Source organism: Halomonas sp. AOP7-E1-9 (assembly GCF_052376035.1).
Lineage (GTDB): Bacteria > Pseudomonadota > Gammaproteobacteria > Pseudomonadales > Halomonadaceae > Vreelandella > Vreelandella citrativorans.
In genome coordinates this window covers 1-22,289 of sequence record NZ_JBQSVC010000036.1, presented here as the reverse complement: position 1 = coordinate 22,289, position 22,289 = coordinate 1, and the positions used below count along the sequence as shown (strand labels likewise).

Genomic DNA, 22,289 nt, shown 5'->3' with positions numbered 1-22,289 from the left:
TTCAATGTCCCTTTGCAGCGAAGCGCCGGTTGTCGGGGCGCGCCAGACCGAAATGGTCGCGCAGCGTCGTTCCCGCATAGCGGGTGCGATAGAAACCGCGCCGTTGCAGGATGGGGACCACTTCTTCGACAAACAGGATATTCGCCTCAAGAGAAGGCCACATCAGCGTGAAGCCGTCGCAGGCAAAGCCCGTAAACCATTCGCTGATGAGGTCGGCCGTCTCAAGCGGCGTTCCAGCGAAAGCCAGATGCGCGCCCTGTTGCAGCACCTGACGCGGGGTCAGGCGATGCTTGCGGATCATGTCGAGATAAAGATCCGATCTTCCACGCATTCCGTTGGTGAATCCCTGCTCGGGCAGCAGATCGAGAGGGATCGGCTCGTCGGGCGGCAATTGCGAAAGGTCGATGCCGACCATTTCCTTCATGCGCGCGCCCGCATTTTCACCCGCGCCCTGTCGCGCCGCCAGAAGGGCTTCGGCCTCCGTGCGGGTTTTCGCAACGATCGGCATCAGGCCCGGCAGGATATTGAGTTGATCGGGCGTGCGTCCGAAAGCGGCCATGCGGCGGCGAATATCGGCATAAAATTCCTGTGCGATGGAAAGGACCGGCTGGGCGGTGAAGATGACTTCCGCCCAGCGTGCGCCGAAATCCCGTCCCGCCTGCGACGAACCCGCCTGCATGCGCACCGGGCTGCCCTGTATGGGGCGCGGTATGTCGAGCGGCCCCTGAACCTCGAACCATTTTCCACGATGATCGAGGGCCGGAACGTTCCCGGGTGAGGCGTGGAGCATGCCCTCAGGCGTACAGGAGAGCGCATCTTCATCGAGGCTGTCCCACAGCGCGGTTACGACCTCGATCACCTCATGGGCACGCTCGTATCGCGTATCGTGTTCGAGATGTTCGTCGCGGCTGTAATTGGCGGCGACCGTGCCGATGGCCGTCGTCACCATGTTCCAGCCCGCGCGGCCATTGCTGAGGCGGTCGAGGCCTGCGAACATGCGCGCGAGATTATAAGGCTCGTTATAGGTGGTCGAAACGGAGGCGATCAGCCCGATATGCCTGGTCACCGTGGAAAGTGCTGAAAGAAGGGCTATGGGTTCCAGCGAAAAGCCCGGACGGTAGGTGTAGAAATCGGCGATGAACATGGCGTCCATCAGCCCTTTCTCGGCCAGTTGCGCACGCTCCTCAAGCTGGCGCATATCGAAAAGACGGGACGGCATATCCCCCGCAATGCGCCATGCCAGATCGAGATGATCGATACAGGAATTGAAATGAAGCTGTCGGTTCGGATGGCTCATGTGCGCATACTCCGGCGGATAAGATAGATGAGATAAGGGGCGCCGATCAGCGCAATGACGGAGCCTGCGGGCAGTTCCCCCGGCGCAATGACGAGCCGGGCAGCAATATCGGCGAGCCCGAGAAGAAGCGCACCGACCAGCACCGAAACGGGCAAGACCGCGCGCAGGGAATGGCCGCATAAAAACCGCGCCAGATGCGGCGCCAGCAGGCCGACATAGCCGACAGGCCCGGTCTGCGAAACGCAGATGGCGGCAACCGTGACGCCCGTCGCTCCGGCGGCGAGCCTGACGGGCGCGATCGCAGCACCAAGGCTGCGCGCCGTGATGTCGCCGAGCGAAAGCAGTTCGAGTTTCGTCGCCACCAGCATCGCACAGATGAAACCGGCAAGAAGCGTGGGAAACAATATCTGCACCGTGGACCAGTTGGCCCCGTAAAGTCCGCCGATGAGCCACACCATCGGATTGTCGGTAAAGCGGGTCTGCATGACCAGTATCTGCACGAATGCGCCGCAAAGGGCGGAAACGGAAATGCCGATCAGGATGAGAAAGGTCGGTGTCAGCCTCGTGCGCCATGCAAGGATATAGACGGTGGCCGCCGCAAGCATTCCACCGGCAAGTGCCGCCATGCCGATGCCCGTCGCGCTTGCTGCGGGAAACAGCGCCACCATGAGAAGAATGCCTGCCGTCGCCCCGCCATTGACCCCGACAATCGACGAATCCGCCAGAGGATTGCGCAATGCTGCCTGAAAAAGCGCGCCGGCAAGGGCGAAACCCGCACCGGCAAGACAGGCTGCGAGAATACGCGGGCCACGCATGTCCCAGACGATCTTCTGCATGAGCGGCGCAGCCTTGCCGGAGAGTGCCTGCATGACCTGCATTCCCGACAGCGGCAGACCGCCGACGAACATGAGACCCGCAAGCAGCGTGAGGCCGATGAGGAGCAGAAGGGTCAAAAGCAGGATCGTGGGGGAAACATGTCCGGCTCGGCCGAAATCGAGCGATGAAGCCGCATTCATCTGCCCGCCCCGGCTGCGGCGCAGGACGAGCCACAGAAGCCATGGCGCACCGAGGGCTGCCGTAATGGCCCCCACGGGCGGTGCGCTGGTCAGGCTTCCAAGCATGTAGGTGATGCTGTCGGCGGCAAGCAACAGGCTGCTGCCCCAGAGTGCCGCGGCCGGTATCAGCGCGGCATGCCGTCTGACCCCCGCAAGCTTGACCAGATGCGGCGCGACAAGACCGACGAAGCCGATGGGACCGGTGGCGGCGACGGAAGCGCCCGTCAGCACCAGCACGACGATCAGGGTCGCGGTGACGAGCAATGCGTGTTTCTGTCCGAGGCTTCTGGCCGTATCCTCGCCGAGCCGGGCAATATCATATGCGCGCGACAGCGTGAAAGCCGCAATGAGGCAGAGGACGATCCATGGCCAGACGAGTTGCACATTGCTCCAGCCGTTCTGCCGCAGCGAACCCGCACTCCAGGTAATGAGAAACCGCGCCTCGCTCTCGTAGAGCAGCAGCAGCGCGCCGGTTATGCTTGAAATCGTCATGGCGACGATCAGTCCAGCAAGAAGAATGCGCAGCGGCGTGGCGCGAAACCCGCCCGCCAGCAGATAGACCATCAGCACGGCAACCAGACCACCGCAGACCGCGACGGCGATGGGCATGAAAACGATCAGGGCCGGTGCGAATATGGTGGCCAGCGCAATGAAGAAAAAACTTCCCGCGCTGATGCCGAGAATGTCCGGCGACACCATCGGATTGCGCTGGATGCTCTGCATGAGCGCGCCGGAGACGGCGAAGGCGCTGCCCGCAAGCACCCCTATGGTGGCGCGCGGCAGGCGAAAGCCGCTGACGACGTCGCGCAGCAGATCGTCATTATACGCAAAGGAGCGGATGATGTCGCCAACCCCGATCCGGGCCTCGCCATGCGCCATATTGAGCGCGAAAGCGGCGACGAGCGCCATGACGCCCGCCCCGATCATGCCCAGTTCGCGCAAGCATTGCCGCGGCACGCTCACGTCAGAAGCGCCTTGCGGACATCGCGCAGAAACAGCCGCGCGCTCAGCGGGCCGTTGTGGATCAGCCGGTAGGGAATGGGCTGAAAGCGGTTCTCGCGCACGAAACGCAGATTGCGCCACACCGGCGTCGCCATGAGATTGGCCACACCCTTCTCATTGAAGGGCATGTAGAGAAAATCGGCATCCTGCAAGGCGATCAGCGTTTCGGCGGTGGTGACGTTGAAGCTTTTTTCGAGATAGCGGTCGTCATCATAGGCATAGGCGAAGCCGCAACGCTGCAAAAGCTGCGCCGGCAGCGCATTGCGATTGAAGAGCATGATTTCGGCCCCTGTGACGCCGGCATTGACATTGCCCAGCACGACAGGACGCTTGTCCAGCCCTTTCGCGACGACACTTTGCTTCATTTCCGCAAGCGTTTCATCGAGAGACGCGAGGAAATCGCCGCATTCCGCTTCCCGTCCCGTCAGACGCGCGACGGCACGCAGCGTCTCGACCATATTCGCCATCTGGTCGGGTTTTCCGGCTGGATAGGAAAGGAATGCCGCCACCGGCGCGATTTCGCCAAGCAGGGTGCGACTTTTCTGGATGCTGTTGGCGCTGCCGAGGATCAGATCCGGCTCAAGCGCCATGATGAGTTCGATATTGGGTGCGGAAGACAGACCGAGATCGGTCACCTCGTCCGAAAGCCGGGGCTCGGCATCGCCGGTGAAGCGGCGATAATTGGCGGGGCCCGTCATTCCGACCGGTTGCAGGCCCAGCGCCAGAAGAAATTCCGCACTCTGCTGGTCAAGCGCCACCACCCGCCGCGCCGGCTGCGCCAGGCATGTTTCACCCAGTTCGCTCACCGCACAGACGCGCGCCGCAAAAGCCCCTTGCGTGGATGCGGCGAAGGCGGCGAAGGCGGCAAGCCCGCAAGCGAAGCTTCTTCTCGACATCATCATCAGATTTTGCGCGGGATACCCGGTACTTCTAGTGCCGGGAGGGATAGCGCGTCGCTCGCAGAGCGACTCGGTTACGCCACCGCCTGTCCCGCTCCTCCTTTTAGTTGGTGAATAGTCGGGGTGAGGTGATAGCCGTAGCCATCACCGCGTTGTATCACGGTGCAGTGTTTGTGCGAAATGCCCTGCACGGCACCCTGGTCGGTCTGGATATTGAAACTGCCGGTTTTGCGCACCGCGACGCGGCCCGTATAGGTACCGGCCTTTTTGCCGCTAGGCACCACGGCTTTCACTATGTCGCCGGTTTGAAAGCCCCGCACCTGCTTCTGGCGCATCAGATAGCCACGCGGAAAACCATATTTCGTCAAGCGGGTGCGCTGGTAGTTGCCGCGCCCGGTGCATTTGATCGTTAGCGTCGGGGCTGTCCAGTCGTGCAACCTGCCGAAAGCGCCCACACAAGCCGCATCCAGGGCGTGAGTCTTAGGAATGCCGAGTCGCTGACGGTTGTATTTAGTGCGACCACCGCTGGCGACTGCCACCGGCAGTCCCGTCGTTTTAAGCGCATTAAACAGTGCCCAGCGCGTGGCATTAACCGCACTGGCATCGCGCAGCGGTTGCTTGAGCTGGCGTTGTACCCGCTCCAGCCGTGCGTCCGCTGATAAGCCGTTAGCCTTGAGGCGTTTTCTCAGCCCCTTGTCACGGGAGAAAAAGTCCGCCAACGGCAGCGAACCCTTAGCCTGATTGCAGGGGTGGCAGCTAAGGGTCAAGTTGCTGACCCGGTTGGAACCACCGCGTGAACGCGGCACCACATGCTCAATCTCCAGCGGTGTGTCGCCGGTGCCACAATAGGCACACTCACGGCCCCATTTTGCCAGCAGGTACTCGCGTACCTCGTAGCCCAGCAAAGTACCTTGCTGGTACTCGACCCCGCTAATCTCCGGGTTGTCGAGCTTCTGGGTATCAAAGCGCACCAACTCCTGGCTGATGGCCGTGACGGGGGCTAGCTTGCTGAGTCGTTCTACCCAGGCCATGACCGTATCCACTCGATGTTGCAGGCTGGGGGCCAGCCAGCCTTTGGGCTTGGTGCGATTGTTGAAGCGCGGGGCGCGATAACGCAGATTCTTTGACCGGCGACGCCGCCGAAAGCCACGGCGCTGCTCCAGTGACTTCTTGATCTGATAGCCACGATGCACCAGGTCAAATAAGCACAATACATGCCGTTGCGGGCCGTCTGATTCGGTGCTGTCCGTTTCACGCATCAACGCCAGCCCGGTCGTTTTGCTGCCAGGGTCGATGCCCAGGCGAAGCGGTTGCGTGTCACCACCCACCCGATCTTTCAGCCGGATCGTGAACGGATAGCGCTTATGTACCACGGCACGACCACGCGCCAACAGCAACCGGGCGCGCTTTTCGCTGCACGGCATCAGTGGCCGCTTGTGTTTATCCCATACGAAAACCGCCATGCGATTTCCTCCTAATCAATGCCCTTACGGGCCTGGTGTCGCAGGGCTTTCGCCCCGTCTCCCCTCGGGAAGGTTGATAACCGGCTCCTGCCAACGATATGGCTATCGGCAGCGATCAAGACCTTCGGCGTTTTACCCTGCGCCAGCATGATCCTGACCTTTCAGAGCGCCAAACTGAGGAAGCATTTGGCGGTGAGTCTTGGCGACCTGTTATCAACGTAGCGGGTTGGCTACCGCTTTCCCTGGTCAACCGGGCTTGCTTTTACAAGCCTCCGGCTTCAGCCGGAGGTAATTGACTGCGGCACACTTCTTTCCATAACGATCTGTTCTTCGGCGTTTTGTGCGGGGACGATCTGTCTGGGAACGAACCATGGGCATCCCGAAACGGGATCGTCATGTATTTCCGCCTCGATCTCGAAAACCCGGTGCAGGATCGACGGGGTGATAACGTCCCGCGGTGCACCGTCGGCGACGATGCGGCCATCGCGCAGCGCAACGATGCGATCGGAATAGCGCGCCGCCAGATTGAGATCGTGCAGCACCATGACGATGGTGCGGCCATGCGCGCGGTTGAGTTTGCGCAGCAGTTCGAGAACGTCGAGCTGATGCGCGATGTCGAGATAGGTCGTCGGCTCGTCGAGAAACATGATCTGCGTCTGTTGCGCCACCGTCATGGCGATCCAGACCCGCTGCCGCTGCCCGCCCGAAAGCGCATCCACCGGCGTATCGCGCCACGGTGCGACGCCGGTCATAGCCATGGCGTGCTCGACCGCCGCCCGGTCTTCCTCCGTCGTCAGGCCGAAAAGCCCCTGATGCGGCGCACGGCCATAGGCGACCAGTTCGTGAACATTCAGGCCCTCGGGAACGACCGGCCCCTGCGGCAGGATCGAGAGCCTGCGCGCGATGTCGCGCGTCCGCATCTCTCGAATATCCCTGCCATTGAGCAGAACCTGTCCACCCAAAGGGTCGAGCAGCCGACCCAGCCCCTTGAGCAATGTCGATTTGCCCGACCCGTTGGGGCCGACAAGCGTCGTCACCGTGCCTTTCGCGATGGAAAGACCGACGTCATGAACGATGGTTTTCGTCTGATAGGCCAGATCGAGGCCTGCGGCCGCAATCGAGGTCTGGTCCGGATCGACTGTCATGGCGTAAACACCGGCACCGGCGGTTCGTCCGAACCGCCGGTGCGCTCCTGTCAGAATTTGATATTGAGGGAACCGATGATACTGCGCCCGTCGACATAATCGCAATAGCTGGCGCTGGTGCAGCCGCCGACAGCTTTTTTGTCGGCAAGATTAGTCACCGACACCGCCAGTTTCGACCCGTCTAGATTGGGCGAAAGCCTGCCGAGCTCGTAGGCCAGCATCGCATCGCCCAACGTATAGGCCGGAATGGGCTTGAGATTGTCGTCATCGGCATACATGCTTCCGACATAACGCACGCCGCCACCCAGCGTCAGGCCGTCGAGAACGCCTTCGCGGAAGGTGTAGTCGAGCCAGGCCGAGGCCATATGATTGGGCGTATTGGTCGTCCTGTTGCCCTCATAGCCGTCATTGCTGCTGGTAACCTCGGCATCCATATAGGTATAGCCGAAGGAGGCATTGACCTTCTCGGTCAGGCTGATCTTGCTTTCAAGCTCCAGCCCGCGCACACGCACTTCGCCGGTCTGTACCGAAAAATTGCCGCAATCGGGCAGATTGGGCGCCGCCGCGCAGGTATGCTCATTGTCGGCCGTGGTCACATTCGTCCGCTTGAGATCATAGAGCGAGGCGGTGGACACGCCATTGAACCATTGCGGTTCGTATTTCAGACCGATTTCCCATTGCTTGCCTTCGGTCGGCTTGAAAGTCTCGCCATAATAATCCGTACCGGAAGTCGGCTCGAACGATGTCGAATAGCTGACATAGGGCGCAAGACCGTTATCGAAGAGATAGAGGAGACCGGCGCGGCCCGTCAGGGCATCGTCACGCGTTTCCGTTGTCAAATCGGTGAGAAAATTATCGTTGGTGGTGTTCGCCCAATCCTGACGCAGGCCGGTCAGCAGGCGCCAGTTGCCCAGAGACATCTGGTTTTGCGCATAAACACCATATTGCTCCAGCACGACATTGTTGTCAGTGCGGCGCGCCAGCGTGGGCAGGCTATAATTGCCGTAAACCGGATCGAACAGATTGAGATCGAGACTGGAATTGGTTCCGGAGAGTGAAAGATTGTCCGAGGAAAACCGGCGATAATCGAAACCGGCGATCAGTTCGTTGCGGGTATCACCAATGTCAAAATCATATTTCAGGCTGTTGTCGGCTGCGATGCCGCGCGTGGTCGCCGCCTGATTAAGCGCCGGCCGGCTGACCGTTTTCTGATCGGCTTTCAAGGCACCGAGTCTGAAGGAGGTCGAATTGACATCGACATAGGTGAAACGCAGGTTCTGGCGAAATTCCAGATCCTCGTTCAGCTTGTGCCTGAAATCCGAACCGACATAATATTGCTTGCGGTCGTAATCGCAGAAAGTTGGATCGCAGGTATAGATCCCGCGCGGAAACTGACCGTTGATATTGGGCAGGATGGTTCCGACCGCAGGCAGATAGCTGCTCGAATTACCTTCCGGATCGCGCTGCAACGCCGCCCTCACCGTCCAGTTCGTGTCCTCCGAAGGACGCCAGGTGAAAGACGGAGCGATGGCGTAGCGCTCTGTCTCGCCATAGTCCGAATCGAGATCGGCCCTGCGGCCGACGCCGGCAATGCGATAGCTGAACGTTTCATCCGCGGAAACGCCGTTCCAGTCTATGGTCGTTTCAAGGTGTTTGTCGGTGCCGACACTAAAGCCGATCTCGCGGTCGTTATTGCCCAGCGGGCGCTTGGACACCATATTGATCAGGCCGCCGGAACCGTTCTGGCCATAAAGTACCGAAGCGGGCCCCTTGAGAACCTCCACACGCTCCAGCAGAAACGGGTCCACCTGCGCGACAGCGAGCGTACCCGAAGGTGTGAGCTGGGTTCCGTCAAGGTAGATATTATTGATGCTGTAGAAGCCGCGAATGCGGATTCGGTCGAAATAGCTGGTGCTTGGCTGGAATTCGGTCACCACACCCGGCGTATAGCGCAGCGTTTCCGCAAGCTTGGAGGGTTTCAGCGTCTCGATCTGCCGTGCCGTCACCACATTGATCGTCTGCGGCGTTTCCAGAATGGGCGTGTCGGTCTTAGTCGCGGTCGCGGAGCGATGCGCGACGAAGCCTTGCGCAGGGCCCCAGGCGTTCTCGCCCTGCCCGTTGACCACGATGGTCGAAAGAACGGTGGACCCATCGGGCGCAATGCCTGCGCTCCCCTCCCTCGGCAGCGGTTCCAGAGTGACGGTGTCCGAAGATGTGAACCGATAGGAAAGGCCGGTGCCTGCCAGAAGACGGCTAAGCGCCTCCTCACGGCTCATATTGCCACGCACCCCTTTCGTCTGCTTGCCGCGAACCAAATCGGCCGGATAAAGAACCTGAAGATTGGCATTGTCGCCGAAGCGCGAAATCGCAGCCCCCAGGGGACCGGCAGGCACCGAATAAGAGGCCGGGACGGTTTGCGCCATGCTTTGGGTGGCGTAAAGCGTAACCGCCAGTAAAGCCGAGGACGATGCAAGAAGGGCAATCGCCATCTTTCGCATATGCGCCTTCATGGTCCCGCCGGTCAGAAATCCGGTTTGCCGCATCATTTCCTTCTCCCTCTCCTGTCTGTTTGCAGCCCGCTCGGGATGCTTTCAGAAGTAAGACGTATTCCGCGGCATTCCACCTCACCCTAAATATGAAAAAAATTATCAGGAATTATGCGGATGACGTTTTGACTCAAAACGGGATTACGTCCCACGCAGCAAAACGAGATAATCCGTAAGCCTCACCGCCCTGACCGGCAAGGTCTCGGTTATTGTGGTCAGCACCGCATCGGGTTCGGCAATATTGAAAATTCCGCTCACGCGCAGATCCATGAGCTTCGCATCGAGAATACGAATCGTACCGCTGCGGTAGCGGTTCACATCGGCGACGACCTGCTGCAACGGACGATCCTCGAAAATCAGCTTGCCGCGACGCCAGGCCAGGTCGCTTTCCACATCGACACGCGCGATTTGCTGCATACCGCCGGGGCCGTAGGAGACGCTCTCTCCCACGTTCAGGACAGCGGACGACCCGTCCGGCGCGGTCACTGAAACCGCGCTTTCCTCCACCGCCACGGAGGCATTCCCACCCCATTCGTGCACCGAGAACCGGGTGCCGAGCGCCGTTGCCGTACCGGAAGCCGCCTCGACGACGAAGGGACGATGGGCGTCCTTCGCGACAGCGAAAAAGGCCCGTCCGCCAGCGTCAGGCTCCGCTGCTCGCCGGTGCCGGTGCTGTAATCGGCGAGAAAACCGGCCGGTAATCCATTAATTGCCGTAACGGCCGCAAGACCCGCCGCGGTGGCAAGTCCGCCTGCAAGGAAGGCACGGCGGCCTGGCCTGCGCCCGAGCGGCGGCTTGCGCATGGTGAGCGGCAATCGCGGATCGGCCACCTTATCGAAATCGGACCATATACCGGAAATGCGCTCATATTCAGCGCGGTTGTCATCGGAAGCCGCAAGCCAGCGTCTATGGGCGCGCAACTCGGCATCGCCCGCATCGCCCGAATTGACCCTGACAAACCATGCAAGGGCTTCGTCTTTCGCCTTCTGTTTTGACAATATGCGTTCGTAGCCACCGCCGTTCAACGGGTTTTCCTCTCGAAATGAGGTTCCCGGCAATTGCCGGTCTTAACCCTGTTGACGAATCTGCAATCGCTACACCTCATCATCGCACATGGCTTTTTCATCAGTTCAGCCTTTCATCCAGTCTGGCTCGAGCGGTCGCAAGCGCCTTGATGATGAGTTTTTCCACGGCACTTTTCGTTATTCCGAGCCGCTCGGCGATCTGCGAATGGCTGAGACCGTCGAACTTATGCATGAGAAAAACCTCCCTCTGCCGGGGCGGAAGATTTGCAACGACGTTTTCGAGAATGGCGATGCGTTGGCGGAAATCGGCCGTCTGCTCCGGCGAGGCATCTGCGCAAAGTGAATCACGATCGCCCAGTGGCTCGAAATAGCGCGTTTGCGCGCTTTTTCTGCGCAAATGATCGATGGCGATATTGTCCGCCATCCGGAACACATAGGCCCGCAGATTCTGCACATCCATATCCGGCGGCATTTTTTCGGCACGCAGATAGGTATCCTGAACGACGTCGTGAATATCCGTGGCTGTCCCGAAGCGGCGCGCAAGATGCTTGACCAGATCGCCATAGCTTTCCGTCAACACCTGAACGATCGTTTTTTTCTTATTTTCAGCCACGTCGACAAGACCGGAAACAATGAGTGGGAGGAAGAGACTATCTTGGCGTAAGCCTCTTAGACGTAAGCTCTGTCTCCGTCAAACTGGATTATCATCGTCATATTTCAGCATACAGATACGACTGCGTGAGAAATGCCTGCCTTCATCCGGCTTTACCCATCAGACCGCCTGCCAGTCCATGCGGCGGATAACGATCTTTTCCACTTCCTAAATTGGCCATTAAGATCACGCCGACACCGATCACCAGCAACATCGACAATCGAAATCGGCGCGCTTGCAAAAAGGTTGTGCACCGGCGGGTAGATAGGTGAAGGCCAGTTGCGCCAGCACGACGACGCCAATGGCCGCGAGAACGACCGGCGTCCGCTTCATGCCGACAAAACTGAAAGACGAGGCATGAAGATAACGGATTTTGAAAAGATAGAAGATTTCCATCACCACCATCGCATTGATAACTGTAGTGGTCAACTAATTCCGGACAGTTTGTTAAGTCTTTTTTCAGCTAGCTCCGGTGGCAGGCCGGCGTTGTAGCTGTGCGGACGCTGCCTGTTGTAGTAGCTCATCAGATAGCGGCCTATGTCTCTCGTTGCTTCATACAGGTCGCGGTAACCCTGCTTAGGCATCCATTCGCTTTTAAAGCTGCGGAACACCCGCTCCATTGGGGCGTTATCCCAACAGTTCCCTCGGCGGCTCATGCTCTGAACCATTCGTTTGCGCCATAGCTGCTGCTGATAAGCCAGGCTGCTGTACTGGCAACCTTGGTCGGAGTGGAACATCACGCCTTTGGGCTGGCCTCGCAGGTTATAAGCCATGTTCAGTGCTTTGATTGTCAGCGCGCTATCAGGCGACTGCGATGTGGCCCAACCGATTACCCGTCGGGCATACAAGTCAATGACGACCGCCAAGTAAGCCCACTGCTTACCCACCCACACATAGGTGATATCACCGCACCAGACCTGGTTGGGAGTCTGAACGTTAAACTCACGCTGCAGATGGTTTTCAACCATCGGATGTGCAGCGCCCGCCGCTTTGTAGTTATGGCGGCCTGGCTGTTTGCTGGCCAGCCCGGCCTCTTCCATGAGTCGAGAGACTTTATAACGGCCCACCATCAGGCCCATTAGTGCCAATTGAAAAACAACCGTTCGGCTGCCCGCCGATTGGTTGCTGGCATTGAACAGTGCTGCCACCGTTGCGCGCAGGTGAATCCTTTCAACATCGATTAGATCTTTTCTTTGTTCCTGTTCGTAATACGTGGAAGCAGGTAAGCCGAACAGGCTGCAAAGCGCACGAACCGGCAAACGGTGTTTGAACGAACCAATCAGCGCTTGAGCTTGAACTCGTCCGTCATCAAGAGCGCGGTAGCCTTTTTTAGGATGTCTTTCTCCAGCTCAAGACGATCAACGCGCTTCTGAAGCTCTTGGATCTGCCTTTGCTCCGGCGTTAGCGCTTTGCGTCCCTCGGAGATGATTCCCAGCTTTTCCTTCTTGTACTGGTCAATCCAGCGACGCATCGCTGTGGGCCCAATATCCAATGCATCACAGGCTTCTGTAACGAAATAGCCTTTGTTTAGTACCAAGTTCACGGCTTCAAGCTTGAACTCCGGGGTAAACGCTCGACGTTGATTCAAAATAGACACCTCATTCATGGCGCTACTATAGCGCCTCTATGGAGTGTCCGGATTCATTAAGCCACTACAAACCAGTGTTCTGGCGACATCGAGTTCATATCCACGGCTCGCGGCATACTGGGGTCGTTTGCAGGAGGGGGCGGAATCCTACGCTAAGACTTTGGCCAGCGATATTCTCCGGTGAGATTGATGTGCTCCCATCCGAGAGGTGAGACGTGAGCCAGAACATCGGGCGATATCAGTTTTCCATCGCGTTTCTGGTTAGCGACGACTTCACCCAGCTTCATGGTGTTCCAGAAGATGATAATTGCCGCGAGCAGGTTCATGCCAGCGATTCGGTAGTGCTGGCCTTCGGCGGAACGATCGCGGATTTCGCCCCGGCGATGGAAGCTGATGGCCCGCTTCAGCGCGTGATGTGCCTCGCCCTTGTTGAGCCCTATCTGGGCGCGGCGTTGCAGATCGGCATCCAGAATCCAGTCGATCATGAACAGGGTGCGTTCGATGCGGCCGACCTCGCGCAAGGCCGTGGCCAGTTCGTTCTGCCGCGGATAGGAAGCGAGCTTACGCAAGATTTGGCTGGGCGCGATGCTTCCAGCGGCAATCGTAGCGGCGATGCGCAAGATATCAGGCCAATTCCGCTCGATTATGGCCTGATTGATCTTTCCGCCAATCAAGGTCTTCAAATGCGTCGGCGCGGACGAAGGATTGAATGCATATAGCCGCTTGGACGGAAGATCGCGAATCCGCGGGGCGAAGCGGTAGCCGAGAATGGCACATGCGGCAAATACGTGATCGGTAAAGCCACCCGTGTCGGTGAAATGCTCGCGGATATTGCGACCGGCATCGTTCATAAGCAGACCATCGAGGATGTATGGAGCTTCGCTCGCCGTTGCAGGAATCACCTGGGTTGCGAACGGCGCATACTGATCCGAGACATGACTGTAGGCTTTCAGGCCCGGGGTATTGCCATATTTAGCGTTGACCATATTCATGGCCTCACCTTGCTCTGTGGTGACAAAGAACTGACCATCGCTCGAAGCCGACGTACCCATGCCCCAAAACCGGGCCATGGGTAACGCCGCTTGCGCTTCGACAACCTTGGCCAGCGCCCGGTCGTAGGCTTCGCCTTCGACATACCATCGCCCTATGCGGATCAACTCCCAGAAAGTGTGGGTGTTCGTCGCGTCGGCCATCTTGCGCAGGCCGAGATTGACCCCCTCCGCAAGGATGACGTTCATCAGCCCGATCCGGTCAGCGCAAGGCGCTCCGGTGCGCAGATGCGTGAACGCTTCCGTGAAGCCAGTCGCTGCATCCGCTTCCAACAAGAGATCGGTGATGCGCGTGGGCGGGATCTGCTTGTAGAGATCAAGCACTAGATCTTCGGCGCCTGTCGGCGCGGCGGCTTCGAGCTTCTCAATATGCAGGACGCCGTTTTCGAGCGACCCGCCGGGAATCGTGCCCGAGCGTGCCGCACGGCCAAGCTCGCGCAACCGCATGTCGAGGCGAGCGTGCCGGTCTGCCAGCCATTCCTCCGGCCGCAATGGTACGGCGAGACGGCCGCTTTCCGCCACGGCTTGCGCCGGAACAAGTGCGTGTTTCAGATCGCCATAGCGCCGGGACTTGGCAAGCCAAACGTCCCCGGAGCGGAACGCATCGCGCAAATGGAACAGCACCGCGATCTCCCAGAGGCGACTATCACCAGCCGTCTGGGCACGAAGATGGCGATGCCATTTGGAGCTCGGTCGCAGGAAGCAGGTCAGCGCGGGATCGTTCAAACTAGTACGCAGGGCCGTCACCGCTTCTAGAAGCGGCAGCGCGACTGGCGCAGCCCGCAAATCGAGCAAGCGCAACATGCGAGGAGCGTACCGGCGGAAACGGTGATAGCCGTCGAGCACATGATTGAGCGGATCGGCAGTCATGGTGGCGGTTAGCCTGGCAGCCATCGCGACAAGAGTTTTAAATCCATCCCACCCTGATCCGCTCGCGATAACGTCGTTCAGCGACTGGCCGTCATCTCGTGCATCGACCAGGGCCCCTCCAATTGCAGCGAAGGATTTCAGGGTGTCGCGCACCGCGTTCGCCTCGTCAGCGACCTTCGCTTGGCAAATGCGCTCCGACGCCCGGTAGAGACGGCCGACGATCCGGTCGTGGGTTTCGACCACGGCATCAGCAAGCATCGCCTGCCATTCAGACGCGCACACCGCCAGAATCGCAAGCCGCCTGTCTTCCGGGAGATCACGCATGCCGTCGGCGTAATACCGTTCGCCCTGCCTGCGCAAACGCGTCACCCGATGAGCAGGAACACCAGCAAGCATATCCTCGGGAAGATCGACACGTTGCAGATACTCGAGCCGGTCGAGCAGCCGGTTGGCCGACGACGAGTTCGAGCCGAGCTCGAACTGACGCAGCCATACGAAACGGGTCACCCGATCGTCAGCCGTCTCCTCTAGCAATGCCAGTAACTGTTCCCGGATAGGCATGGACAACCGATCGGCAATCCGCGCCTCGATTTGCCGCTCGGCATCGACCAGAGCCGTGGCGCAGAGGCGCTCGATCGTGGATGTCGCGGGAAGAACCGTGCGGGTGCGACGGCATTCAGCCACAAAGCGACGGGCAATATCCTCGTTCGACACCGCTATCTCGGCTTCCCGGAACAGCCAGTCCTTCAATTCGCGCGCACCACGTCCAGAGAATGTGCGGAATCCGTAGAGCGCCCGCAACTCCGCCAGATGCTCATGTCGCGTCTCCTCACGGGCGGCATAGTCAACCAGATCCTCGGCATGCAAGCCGAGTTGTGCGCCGATAAATTCGACGACCTCTGCTGGAATCAGTTCGCCGGGTGCCAGCACCCGACCGGGATAGCGCAGGACGCATAATTGCAGGGCGAAGCCGAACCTGTTGTGTGGACGGCGGCGAAGCTTGATGTGGCCGAGGTCTTCATCACTCAACGTATAATGCTTGAGTAAATCCACCTGCGAGATTGGCAGACGCAGCAGCGCGTCCCTTTGCCGATCAGTGAGAGTGACGCGACGCGGCATCCATGTTCCTTTATCAAAATTCGAGGATGTTCAAGACGCTTTGTTTATGAAGCTGGTTGAGATACATTTCCAGCGATCAAATCATTTGTGGCAAACGCACCGCCTCAAACCACCGTTTGTGTAACAGGGAATAACAGGCAATGAACCAACGTGACCCGGATGAGAACGGTTGGCTTAGCTCTTCTCAAGCGTGGATCGACAGAATGCCAGATGCCGGCGATTTCGCGCGCGAGTTCATCCTCGACAAGCCGATGCTGGAACGAGCCGAATTGTCGGGCGCGGCAAAAATGTTGGATATCGGCTGCGGCGAAGGACGGTTTTGCCGTATGGCAAAGGAGATCGGTATCGATGCTGTCGGAATTGATCCAATCGAACCGTTTATTGAAAGAGCACGAAACCGTGATCCAGCTGGTAAATATCTCAACGCTTTTGCCGAGAAATTGCCTTTCTATGATGAAGAGTTCGACCTCGCAGTATTCTACCTGAGCCTTATCGACATTGACGACATACACACGGCGGTTCGAGAAGCCACTCGCATTCTCAAGCCCGGCGGAAGAATTCTGATCGCAAACCTGACAAGTTTCTGCACTTCCAATGGCACAATTGGGTGGATCAAAGGCGAAGACGGTCGTGCGTACCATCCTCTTGGAAACTATTTTGGTGAACGGGCAGAGTGGTTCGAATGGGATGGCTTGCGAGTGCGAAACTGGCATCGCCCCTTGAGCACTTACATGTCTGCATTGCTTGATGAAGGCTTGAAACTGACGTTCTTCGATGAACCGAGACCATCTAGGGGTCCACAAGACAGGGTGCAAAGGTATCTCACGACGCCATTCACCATGGTCATGGAATGGCGGAAATGTTAATCGGCTATGGACGCATTTCCAAAGCTGATGGGTCTCAGTCGCTCGACCTGCAACGCGATGCCTTGAGCGCTGCCGGCGTCGAACAAAACAAGATCTATGAGGATCGCGCTTCCGGCAGCCGTGAGGATCGCCCTGGTCTGACCGCCTGCCTCAAAGCATTGCGTGACGGCGATGTGCTGGTTGTCTGGAAGCTTGACCGTCTCGGGCGGTCTCTTGCCCATCTGGTCAACACGGTGAAGGATCTGTCTGATCGCAATATCGGTTTGCGGGTGCTGACCGGAAAGGGCGCTCAGATCGACACCACAACAGCATCCGGCCGCATGGTCTTCGGCATTTTCGCAACCTTGGCCGAGTTCGAGCGTGACCTGATCCGCGAGCGCACCATGGCCGGTCTCGCTGCTGCAAGAGCGCGCGGTCGCAAAGGGGGCCGAAAATTTGCCCTCACCAAAGCACAGGTCCGTCTCGCACAGGCCGCCATGGCGCAGCGCGACACTTCCGTTTCCGATCTTTGCAAGGAACTTGGGATCGAGCGCGTCACTCTCTATCGCTATGTCGGCCCGAATGGCGAACTAAGGGACTACGGTAAGCGCGTTCTCGGCTTAACGTAGGATTTCGCCCCCTCCCGCAAACGCCCCCAAGATAAACCGCGACGACCAGCGATAGGACAGCGGCAGACTGTCGAGCATGTCGAGAATGCCGGGGTACGAGTTTCCGGGGAAACCTTCGATAGCCACACACGACACAAACTTGTCGCCGACCTTGGGCGTGTCGCCCGGCCACAGCGTGGGATAGCCAAGCCACGCATCCAGATACATCGGGCAGTCAGGAATACGCAGCGCGATAGGTTCGTCTGTCAGCGTGTAATGCAGGTAGTTCACCAGTTCATCACTCTGATAGGCGTCTTCGCCCTCGCCCACTGTAATCGTCGCCATACGGCGCATATGCAGCAGATCGCCGACACCATCGTGCAGGTCATCGAGCTTTTTCTTGAAGTCCAGTAGCAGGCGGTCGGCCGGGTCGCTGTCGTCTACGCCATCATCGTCGTAGACCATTTCGGCCAATTTCGAGTCGCGGCGACTTGGCGGGAGGTAGGTCAGAATCAGCGCATATTCACTCTCGAATAGCGATTGATCCTTGACGAAAGTTGACCGCCGTTCGGCGTCAATCAGAGCCGTGATCGGCTCAGGGAAATGAGATTCATCCGGGGCCGGATAGCCCGGCGATGCCAGCCGGGACGCATCAGTCCAAACCGACCAACCAGAGCCGAAGCGCGCCAGATATTGATTGACCAAGGCGGTCAGGTAGTTGCGTTCTGACGTGGTGGCGGATGCTGCATCATCACCACGAAAGAAGAAACCAGCCATCAGCGAGCCGTCCTTGCCCAGCACTACGCCTTCATCAATCAGCGCGGCGTAGTTGAGCAGGTCGGGCAAGCCAGCGGCTTTGCTACGGAAGGGTGCTAACGCAAGCATGTCCGCTCCTTATCAGTAGATACGTGGCGACTTGGCCACACGATGGGGCCGTGAGAACGGCCCGTAATAGTTCCCGTACTTGAGCTGGCGAACGTAGACCTTGCTCATGTTCGGGTCAGCCTTCGCCATCTTGCGAAGGCCGTAGACGCAAACCAACCAGATGCACGTTCCGAGGATCGTGGCGGGCCAGTTCATGGCCGACACGATCAGGCCGCCCGCAACAAGCATGGAGAACAGCATTAGCTCGCGCTCGCCACCCCATACCTGTTGCGGCCGGTGCAGTGCCCGGTGGAAAGGCGTCAATCTACGCGCTTCCTCGACTTGCATTAGCGACCCCCTGCACCCGGCAGTGCGGCGGCCTGCGCTTTCGATGCGCTGGCCAGATCGTCAGCGGTGATTGCTGCGTCAGCCGGGATTACTGCGCCCGAGAACATGGTGCCGGTAAGCAGGTTTTTGGCGAAAACGATGATGCAGACAACGAGGATCACGTAGATGATGCGGCGGGTAAACTCGGAGATTTCACCGCCCCAAATCAGGGTCGCGCCGCACGCGATGATGCCGAGCAGTGCAATACCGAAGGCCACGGGGCCGCTGATCGACTGGACGAGCTTGGCAATCGGGCCTTCCCACGGCAGACCCGAGCCGCCGCCCTCGGTGGCGTTTGCCGCGTGCGCGGGTTCGGCACCAAAGAGAAGGGCCACGCACAGAGCGGCCATCAGCCAGAAGTAAGGGCTTGTCAGTACGGCCCGAGCCTTCGATGCGAAGGTTGGAGCCGACGACGCCACAGGCGAAGCGAACAGGGCATTTGTAGTCATGTGATGTTTTCCTAAAACGTTGTCAGTGTTGAGAAAAGTTGCAATTTAGTGTGCATTAGATTGACTATCTGCGTAGCGGACTACCCATGAATCTGATGCGCTTTGTGTATATATGACATTTCCCCTCGTTGAACTTGCTAGGGCTTCTTTTCCAAACCCTTCAGACAAATTAGTTAGCTCAGAAGGTTTTACGATTTGCAAAACACCATTTTCATGAGTAGCCGAAAGACCACCGCAAATTTCGCCTCTTGAGCTAACGCATCGGGGCAGGCTCTCGATTCCATCCCTTTGAATATCGTGGGCTATTCGGTCGGCAAAAGAGCGAGCCTGCGCAATATTGAAAATATTTATGCTATCTAAGCTAATTGTGCGGCTGGCCACGCCAGAACTTTCGGTAATGTGATCTAAAACCTGCCATCTAATAATCTCTGGTGTTTCGGAAAAAACATAGCGAGCATAGCCGTTGGCAAATGGAATGGTAATTAGCGCGATAATTAGGGGTACCGAGACAATGCCAATCCACTCCACACTACGGGGCAAAACACCACTTTTGGATTGCCATGACCGACATAGAGGGCATTTTGATGCACGATCATGAATCGATTCTTTGCATTTCAAGCAGGCTTTCATCGCAATATCTCTTTTTCATTTGTTGGTTGCTTTCGGCAGACGCCCTGGTTGGGCGGCTAGCGAAAGCCCCCTGTGTCAGGGGCTTTTCCTATGACTTGTTCATTTCTTTTTCTAGCTTGAGGCCGAGACCAACAAACACTGCTCCCAAAACTAAAATGCCAGCACCGACATAGCCGCCATAGCCGTATAGTGTCGCTATATCATAAGACTCTTTAAAAACATCACTTTCAGACGCACCTATAAAACTTAGCGCTCCAAAACCCAGTAAGTAGAAAATGGCGAAACATACAAATAGCGTCCCCATTACTTTCGGTGGATTTTCCCACATGGCTTCTCGTAAGCTCTCTGCGCTTTTTGTTAAAGAGCTAACAATTAGAAGCGCTACGAAAAGCCCTAGTACCAAGGCAATAACGCCAAAGAAAATAACTAATATCGTATTCATCGTGTAGTCCTCTTTTCCATTAACTTTCGCGTGTTTTGTGTAAACGCCATTAGTTACGAGGAGTCGTCCGTAGGTATAAACGAATACCTTCAAGTACCGGGAGCAAATCTACGTCTGCTATCGCTGGGTAATATGTAGCTAGCAGTGATCCGTCATCTTTTTTGCACACTTTGATCTGTATATGCACGTTACCTGAATGCGCAAGATCTCCGAAAAATAAACAGTCACCAGCTTCTTCCTGTAAAACAACCGGCTGCCCCGGTATGCGCAAGCTGTTAACTGTCAGGACACTGGTTGCATCAGCTAAAGCCGTTGATGTAATGAACGACGTAAAACAAGCAATTGCCATTATTGCTTCGCGCCTCTGAATCATTTCTGCCACCTTCGCGGGCTCCTTTCCTCGAAAATATTGACTGTCGTCAGCCAAGGGCGTTTCCTTTAACTTATTTCCAGTAACCTGGAGCAATCCAGTATGTGGTAGCCGCAAGCAGCACTACCACTACTAAAAGAACAGCCCCCCGAGTACCGTGTTTTTTAAAATGTCTGCGGAGCATGGCTTTTCCTCAACCCTTATGGCCGGGGCTGATGGTTAAGCGCCACTCATATTCCTGGGGCCTGGCTACCCCGCCAAGTGGCGAGGGCATATAAGCTATAAACGTCCGGCTGATAACTTCTGCTTCAATATTCCCATTCACCGTGCCCATCAATATGAGGTTGTCGCCTACGGCTGGAACTGGGGCGGCGTCGGGCAATTCAAATCGGCACTGCTCCATTCCAGATTCATCGCAGATTAAAATTTCCATCGTCGTGTTTTCCTCTATCGTTGCACAGGTACGTGGGCGTAGTCGGGAAAATCAGTTTTGATTTGTTCGATTGCCGCATCTATGGCCTTAGTGTCAGGCATCGACCGGAAGCCCCCAATGCCACCGCCCGCGTTGCGTGCTTCGCTATCCCACTCGTCGAAACGGTCGATTATGTGAACGCTTAGCAGCTCGCCGCGTCCATCCCGGAGCCAAACCTCATTCCACATTTTGTTACCCTTCTCAGGGCGCTGGGGGCCTGTGACGACGATGGTTGCCCCATTCAGCGAATGTTCACGATCACGCTCTGCCTGCCACTTTAGGTAAGAGTCCTTCTGCTGCTGGGTGATCTCGTTGGGGTCAATCCCTGCGAACTCCATCTGTTTGGCGGCTAGCCCAGGGATTCCCCCGCTTAAATCAGCGCGCCCGTTGAGACGGAAGCCCTCAGCGAAAATGATGTTGTAACCTGACGCGCTGATTTTGGTTCGGCTGCCCAAATGCTGGTACATAGCTGCCAGACAGGTTTCGTAGGAATACTGTTCTTTTGTGGCCATTAGATGTTTTCCTTCAACTATTGGAAAGTTCGTTAGAAGGGAATATTTGCACTGGACTTTGCAGCTTCCCACCCAAGCTCCCAGGCTGGGAATGTAGCTTCGTCATCACGTTGGTGTGGGTTTGATTCCTTTGCCTCTCCTGCATTGAATGCAGCCTGACCCTCGTCAAATGCAGCATCACCATAAATAAGCTCACGGTCGACGTGGTACCTCGGCCATTTTCGCTTAACGGTTAACCAGTCCCCAGCAAGCCAACATTGTAGGAAAGCTGACGGATCATCGGCCCGAGCTGCGAACTCCATGGCCTCGTGATAGATCATCATAGTCCTGCTTTTTGAATAACAAACAAGCATTTATCACCTTTATAATTTGCGACTTGACTACTTCCCGTCGTTAACATAGATGTTAAATTAACATTCATGTTAACGCGGAGCGCGCCCATGACGACTTAGGTCTTTTCCTTTAACTAATCACTTCAAAATTGTGACTGGCGACTTGAACCACTGCTTCTTTTTCAGCAAGAACTCATTTTCGTGCCCAATGGCCGCAAACTGTTCTTTTGATACATGAGGTATTAGCCTTTTTCGTACATCATCCGGCAACTGGTCTTTAGTGGCCACTGCTGCAACCCCCTCAGCCTCGGCAACGCCACTCACGAACTCTTGCCATCTTTCATGAATCTGCAATGCAGGGTCTAAATAGGGTAAGCAAGCGGGGAAGTCTTTAGACTCTAGCTCTTGGCAGGTTCCTTCTATCTCCGGCCAATCATCGCAGGCGAAAGACAACAGGTATTCGACACCATCACCCAATTGTTTCCAGAACCACACCGACTCGATAAAGTCACTGGGGCTGATGTTCTTCAATTCTCTGCTTATAGCCCATGCAAGCATCGTTGCATCATGCCGCAGATCAGGGTGGTTTTTAGTCATTTGCACGCTTTTCATTTAACTTTTGTGCTTGTTGAAGATTCCGAGAACCCCGGCAGGATTGATCAGAAAAA

Annotated in this window: 22 protein-coding genes and 2 pseudogenes; 2 read left to right on the top strand and 22 right to left on the bottom strand. The window is 57.2% G+C overall.

Annotation, left to right across the window (positions count from 1 at the left end; all coding sequences use genetic code 11):
- Position 1: 1 nt before the first annotated feature.
- The 13 genes and pseudogenes from ACT3R4_RS15825 to ACT3R4_RS15765 all read right to left on the bottom strand — a co-directional run bounded on the left by ACT3R4_RS15825 (position 2) and on the right by ACT3R4_RS15765 (position 15,710).
- Positions 2–1,297, bottom strand: a complete 1,296-nt coding sequence (locus tag ACT3R4_RS15825) for an NtaA/DmoA family FMN-dependent monooxygenase (RefSeq protein ID WP_192539742.1) — start codon at positions 1,295–1,297, stop codon at positions 2–4.
- Positions 1,294–3,315 (bottom strand): iron ABC transporter permease, encoded by a 2,022-nt coding sequence (locus ACT3R4_RS15820; protein WP_192539741.1) that lies wholly within the window; start codon positions 3,313–3,315, stop codon positions 1,294–1,296. The genes ACT3R4_RS15825 and ACT3R4_RS15820 overlap by 4 nt, the downstream gene beginning before the upstream one ends.
- Entirely contained in the window at positions 3,312–4,256 is a 945-nt protein-coding gene (locus ACT3R4_RS15815) for an iron-siderophore ABC transporter substrate-binding protein (RefSeq protein WP_192539740.1), read from the bottom strand. Before ACT3R4_RS15815 ends, ACT3R4_RS15820 begins: the two co-directional genes overlap by 4 nt.
- 71 nt (positions 4,257–4,327) lie before the next feature.
- Entirely contained in the window at positions 4,328–5,716 is a 1,389-nt protein-coding gene (gene iscB, locus ACT3R4_RS15810; RefSeq protein WP_193054916.1) for an RNA-guided endonuclease IscB, read from the bottom strand.
- A 278-nt stretch (positions 5,717–5,994) separates the two neighbouring features.
- Entirely contained in the window at positions 5,995–6,861 is an 867-nt protein-coding gene (locus tag ACT3R4_RS15805; RefSeq protein ID WP_192539795.1) for an ABC transporter ATP-binding protein, read from the bottom strand.
- 50 nt (positions 6,862–6,911) lie between these two features.
- Positions 6,912–9,407, bottom strand: a complete 2,496-nt coding sequence (locus ACT3R4_RS15800; protein WP_192539794.1) for a TonB-dependent siderophore receptor — start codon at positions 9,405–9,407, stop codon at positions 6,912–6,914.
- Between the two features lie 141 nt (positions 9,408–9,548).
- Complete coding sequence (locus tag ACT3R4_RS15795) at positions 9,549–9,920, bottom strand: FecR family protein (RefSeq protein WP_264298799.1); 372 nt, start codon at positions 9,918–9,920, stop codon at positions 9,549–9,551.
- Between the two features lie 36 nt (positions 9,921–9,956).
- A pseudogene (locus ACT3R4_RS15790) lies at positions 9,957–10,109 on the bottom strand (hypothetical protein); the annotation flags it as partial.
- Positions 10,110–10,276: 167 nt separating this feature from the next.
- Positions 10,277–10,405: pseudogene (locus tag ACT3R4_RS15785) on the bottom strand (FecR/PupR family sigma factor regulator); the annotation flags it as partial.
- Positions 10,406–10,532: 127 nt separating this feature from the next.
- Positions 10,533–11,045, bottom strand: coding sequence for an RNA polymerase sigma factor (locus ACT3R4_RS15780; protein WP_193057283.1), 513 nt, complete (start codon positions 11,043–11,045; stop codon positions 10,533–10,535).
- A gap of 240 nt (positions 11,046–11,285) precedes the next feature.
- A complete protein-coding gene (locus ACT3R4_RS15775) occupies positions 11,286–11,513 on the bottom strand; it encodes a cation transporting ATPase C-terminal domain-containing protein (RefSeq protein ID WP_193054616.1) in 228 nt (75 codons plus the stop codon).
- Positions 11,510–12,675, bottom strand: a protein-coding gene (locus ACT3R4_RS15770) for an IS3 family transposase (RefSeq protein ID WP_496201234.1) whose coding sequence is annotated in 2 segments (ribosomal slippage) — positions 11,510–12,417 and positions 12,417–12,675 — 1,167 coding nt in all. Because the reading frame shifts where the segments join, the coding sequence is not laid out codon by codon here. The genes ACT3R4_RS15775 and ACT3R4_RS15770 overlap by 4 nt, the downstream gene beginning before the upstream one ends.
- 149 nt (positions 12,676–12,824) lie before the next feature.
- Positions 12,825–15,710, bottom strand: coding sequence for a Tn3 family transposase (locus ACT3R4_RS15765; RefSeq protein WP_140023314.1), 2,886 nt, complete (start codon positions 15,708–15,710; stop codon positions 12,825–12,827).
- A gap of 140 nt (positions 15,711–15,850) precedes the next feature.
- On the opposite strand from ACT3R4_RS15765, the gene ACT3R4_RS15760 reads away from it, so the two are divergent.
- Together ACT3R4_RS15760 and ACT3R4_RS15755 are read left to right on the top strand one after the other, a co-directional pair.
- Positions 15,851–16,576, top strand: a complete 726-nt coding sequence (locus ACT3R4_RS15760; protein ID WP_024899850.1) for a class I SAM-dependent methyltransferase — start codon at positions 15,851–15,853, stop codon at positions 16,574–16,576.
- A complete protein-coding gene (locus tag ACT3R4_RS15755; protein WP_444625965.1) occupies positions 16,561–17,184 on the top strand; it encodes a recombinase family protein in 624 nt (207 codons plus the stop codon). Before ACT3R4_RS15760 ends, ACT3R4_RS15755 begins: the two co-directional genes overlap by 16 nt.
- Here the strand turns inward: ACT3R4_RS15755 and ACT3R4_RS15750 are convergent.
- The 9 genes from ACT3R4_RS15750 to ACT3R4_RS15710 all read right to left on the bottom strand — a co-directional run bounded on the left by ACT3R4_RS15750 (position 17,176) and on the right by ACT3R4_RS15710 (position 22,218).
- Positions 17,176–18,048: a hypothetical protein gene (locus ACT3R4_RS15750; protein WP_226912214.1), complete on the bottom strand. Its 873-nt coding sequence runs from the start codon at positions 18,046–18,048 to the stop codon at positions 17,176–17,178. The two genes, ACT3R4_RS15755 and ACT3R4_RS15750, sit on opposite strands and share 9 nt — an antisense overlap.
- Positions 18,049–18,060: 12 nt before the next feature.
- Entirely contained in the window at positions 18,061–18,375 is a 315-nt protein-coding gene (locus ACT3R4_RS15745) for a conjugal transfer protein TrbD (RefSeq protein ID WP_193054617.1), read from the bottom strand.
- A complete protein-coding gene (locus ACT3R4_RS15740; protein WP_193054618.1) occupies positions 18,375–18,863 on the bottom strand; it encodes a TrbC/VirB2 family protein in 489 nt (162 codons plus the stop codon). The genes ACT3R4_RS15745 and ACT3R4_RS15740 overlap by 1 nt, the downstream gene beginning before the upstream one ends.
- 45 nt (positions 18,864–18,908) lie before the next feature.
- Positions 18,909–19,493, bottom strand: a complete 585-nt coding sequence (locus tag ACT3R4_RS15735; protein ID WP_193057282.1) for a hypothetical protein — start codon at positions 19,491–19,493, stop codon at positions 18,909–18,911.
- A gap of 88 nt (positions 19,494–19,581) precedes the next feature.
- On the bottom strand, positions 19,582–19,935 hold the full coding sequence (locus ACT3R4_RS15730) for a hypothetical protein (RefSeq protein ID WP_193057281.1): 354 nt from the start codon (positions 19,933–19,935) through the stop codon (positions 19,582–19,584).
- Positions 19,936–19,984: 49 nt separating this feature from the next.
- Positions 19,985–20,317: a hypothetical protein gene (locus ACT3R4_RS15725; protein WP_193057280.1), complete on the bottom strand. Its 333-nt coding sequence runs from the start codon at positions 20,315–20,317 to the stop codon at positions 19,985–19,987.
- 181 nt (positions 20,318–20,498) lie between these two features.
- Entirely contained in the window at positions 20,499–20,738 is a 240-nt protein-coding gene (locus ACT3R4_RS15720; protein WP_193057279.1) for a hypothetical protein, read from the bottom strand.
- Between the two features lie 14 nt (positions 20,739–20,752).
- On the bottom strand, positions 20,753–21,289 hold the full coding sequence (locus ACT3R4_RS15715; RefSeq protein WP_496201233.1) for a hypothetical protein: 537 nt from the start codon (positions 21,287–21,289) through the stop codon (positions 20,753–20,755).
- A 470-nt stretch (positions 21,290–21,759) separates the two neighbouring features.
- Positions 21,760–22,218, bottom strand: a complete 459-nt coding sequence (locus ACT3R4_RS15710; protein WP_193057277.1) for a hypothetical protein — start codon at positions 22,216–22,218, stop codon at positions 21,760–21,762.
- Positions 22,219–22,289 lie beyond the last annotated feature (71 nt).

Bases quoted from the DNA above. Each gene is read 5' to 3' on its own strand.
- ACT3R4_RS15825 (WP_192539742.1), bottom strand. From the start codon at position 1,297: ATGAGCCATCCGAACCGACAGCTTCATTTCAATTCCTGTATCGATCAT.
- ACT3R4_RS15815 (WP_192539740.1), bottom strand. From the start codon at position 4,256: ATGATGATGTCGAGAAGAAGCTTCGCTTGCGGGCTTGCCGCCTTCGCC.
- iscB (WP_193054916.1), bottom strand. From the start codon at position 5,716: ATGGCGGTTTTCGTATGGGATAAACACAAGCGGCCACTGATGCCGTGC.
- ACT3R4_RS15805 (WP_192539795.1), bottom strand. From the start codon at position 6,861: ATGACAGTCGATCCGGACCAGACCTCGATTGCGGCCGCAGGCCTCGAT.
- ACT3R4_RS15800 (WP_192539794.1), bottom strand. From the start codon at position 9,407: ATGATGCGGCAAACCGGATTTCTGACCGGCGGGACCATGAAGGCGCAT.
- ACT3R4_RS15765 (WP_140023314.1), bottom strand. From the start codon at position 15,710: ATGCCGCGTCGCGTCACTCTCACTGATCGGCAAAGGGACGCGCTGCTG.
- ACT3R4_RS15760 (WP_024899850.1), top strand. From the start codon at position 15,851: ATGAACCAACGTGACCCGGATGAGAACGGTTGGCTTAGCTCTTCTCAA.
- ACT3R4_RS15755 (WP_444625965.1), top strand. From the start codon at position 16,561: ATGGCGGAAATGTTAATCGGCTATGGACGCATTTCCAAAGCTGATGGG.
- ACT3R4_RS15750 (WP_226912214.1), bottom strand. From the start codon at position 18,048: ATGCTTGCGTTAGCACCCTTCCGTAGCAAAGCCGCTGGCTTGCCCGAC.
- ACT3R4_RS15745 (WP_193054617.1), bottom strand. From the start codon at position 18,375: ATGCAAGTCGAGGAAGCGCGTAGATTGACGCCTTTCCACCGGGCACTG.
- ACT3R4_RS15740 (WP_193054618.1), bottom strand. From the start codon at position 18,863: ATGACTACAAATGCCCTGTTCGCTTCGCCTGTGGCGTCGTCGGCTCCA.
- ACT3R4_RS15735 (WP_193057282.1), bottom strand. From the start codon at position 19,493: ATGAAAGCCTGCTTGAAATGCAAAGAATCGATTCATGATCGTGCATCA.
- ACT3R4_RS15730 (WP_193057281.1), bottom strand. From the start codon at position 19,935: ATGAATACGATATTAGTTATTTTCTTTGGCGTTATTGCCTTGGTACTA.
- ACT3R4_RS15720 (WP_193057279.1), bottom strand. From the start codon at position 20,738: ATGGAAATTTTAATCTGCGATGAATCTGGAATGGAGCAGTGCCGATTT.
- ACT3R4_RS15715 (WP_496201233.1), bottom strand. From the start codon at position 21,289: ATGGCCACAAAAGAACAGTATTCCTACGAAACCTGTCTGGCAGCTATG.
- ACT3R4_RS15710 (WP_193057277.1), bottom strand. From the start codon at position 22,218: ATGACTAAAAACCACCCTGATCTGCGGCATGATGCAACGATGCTTGCA.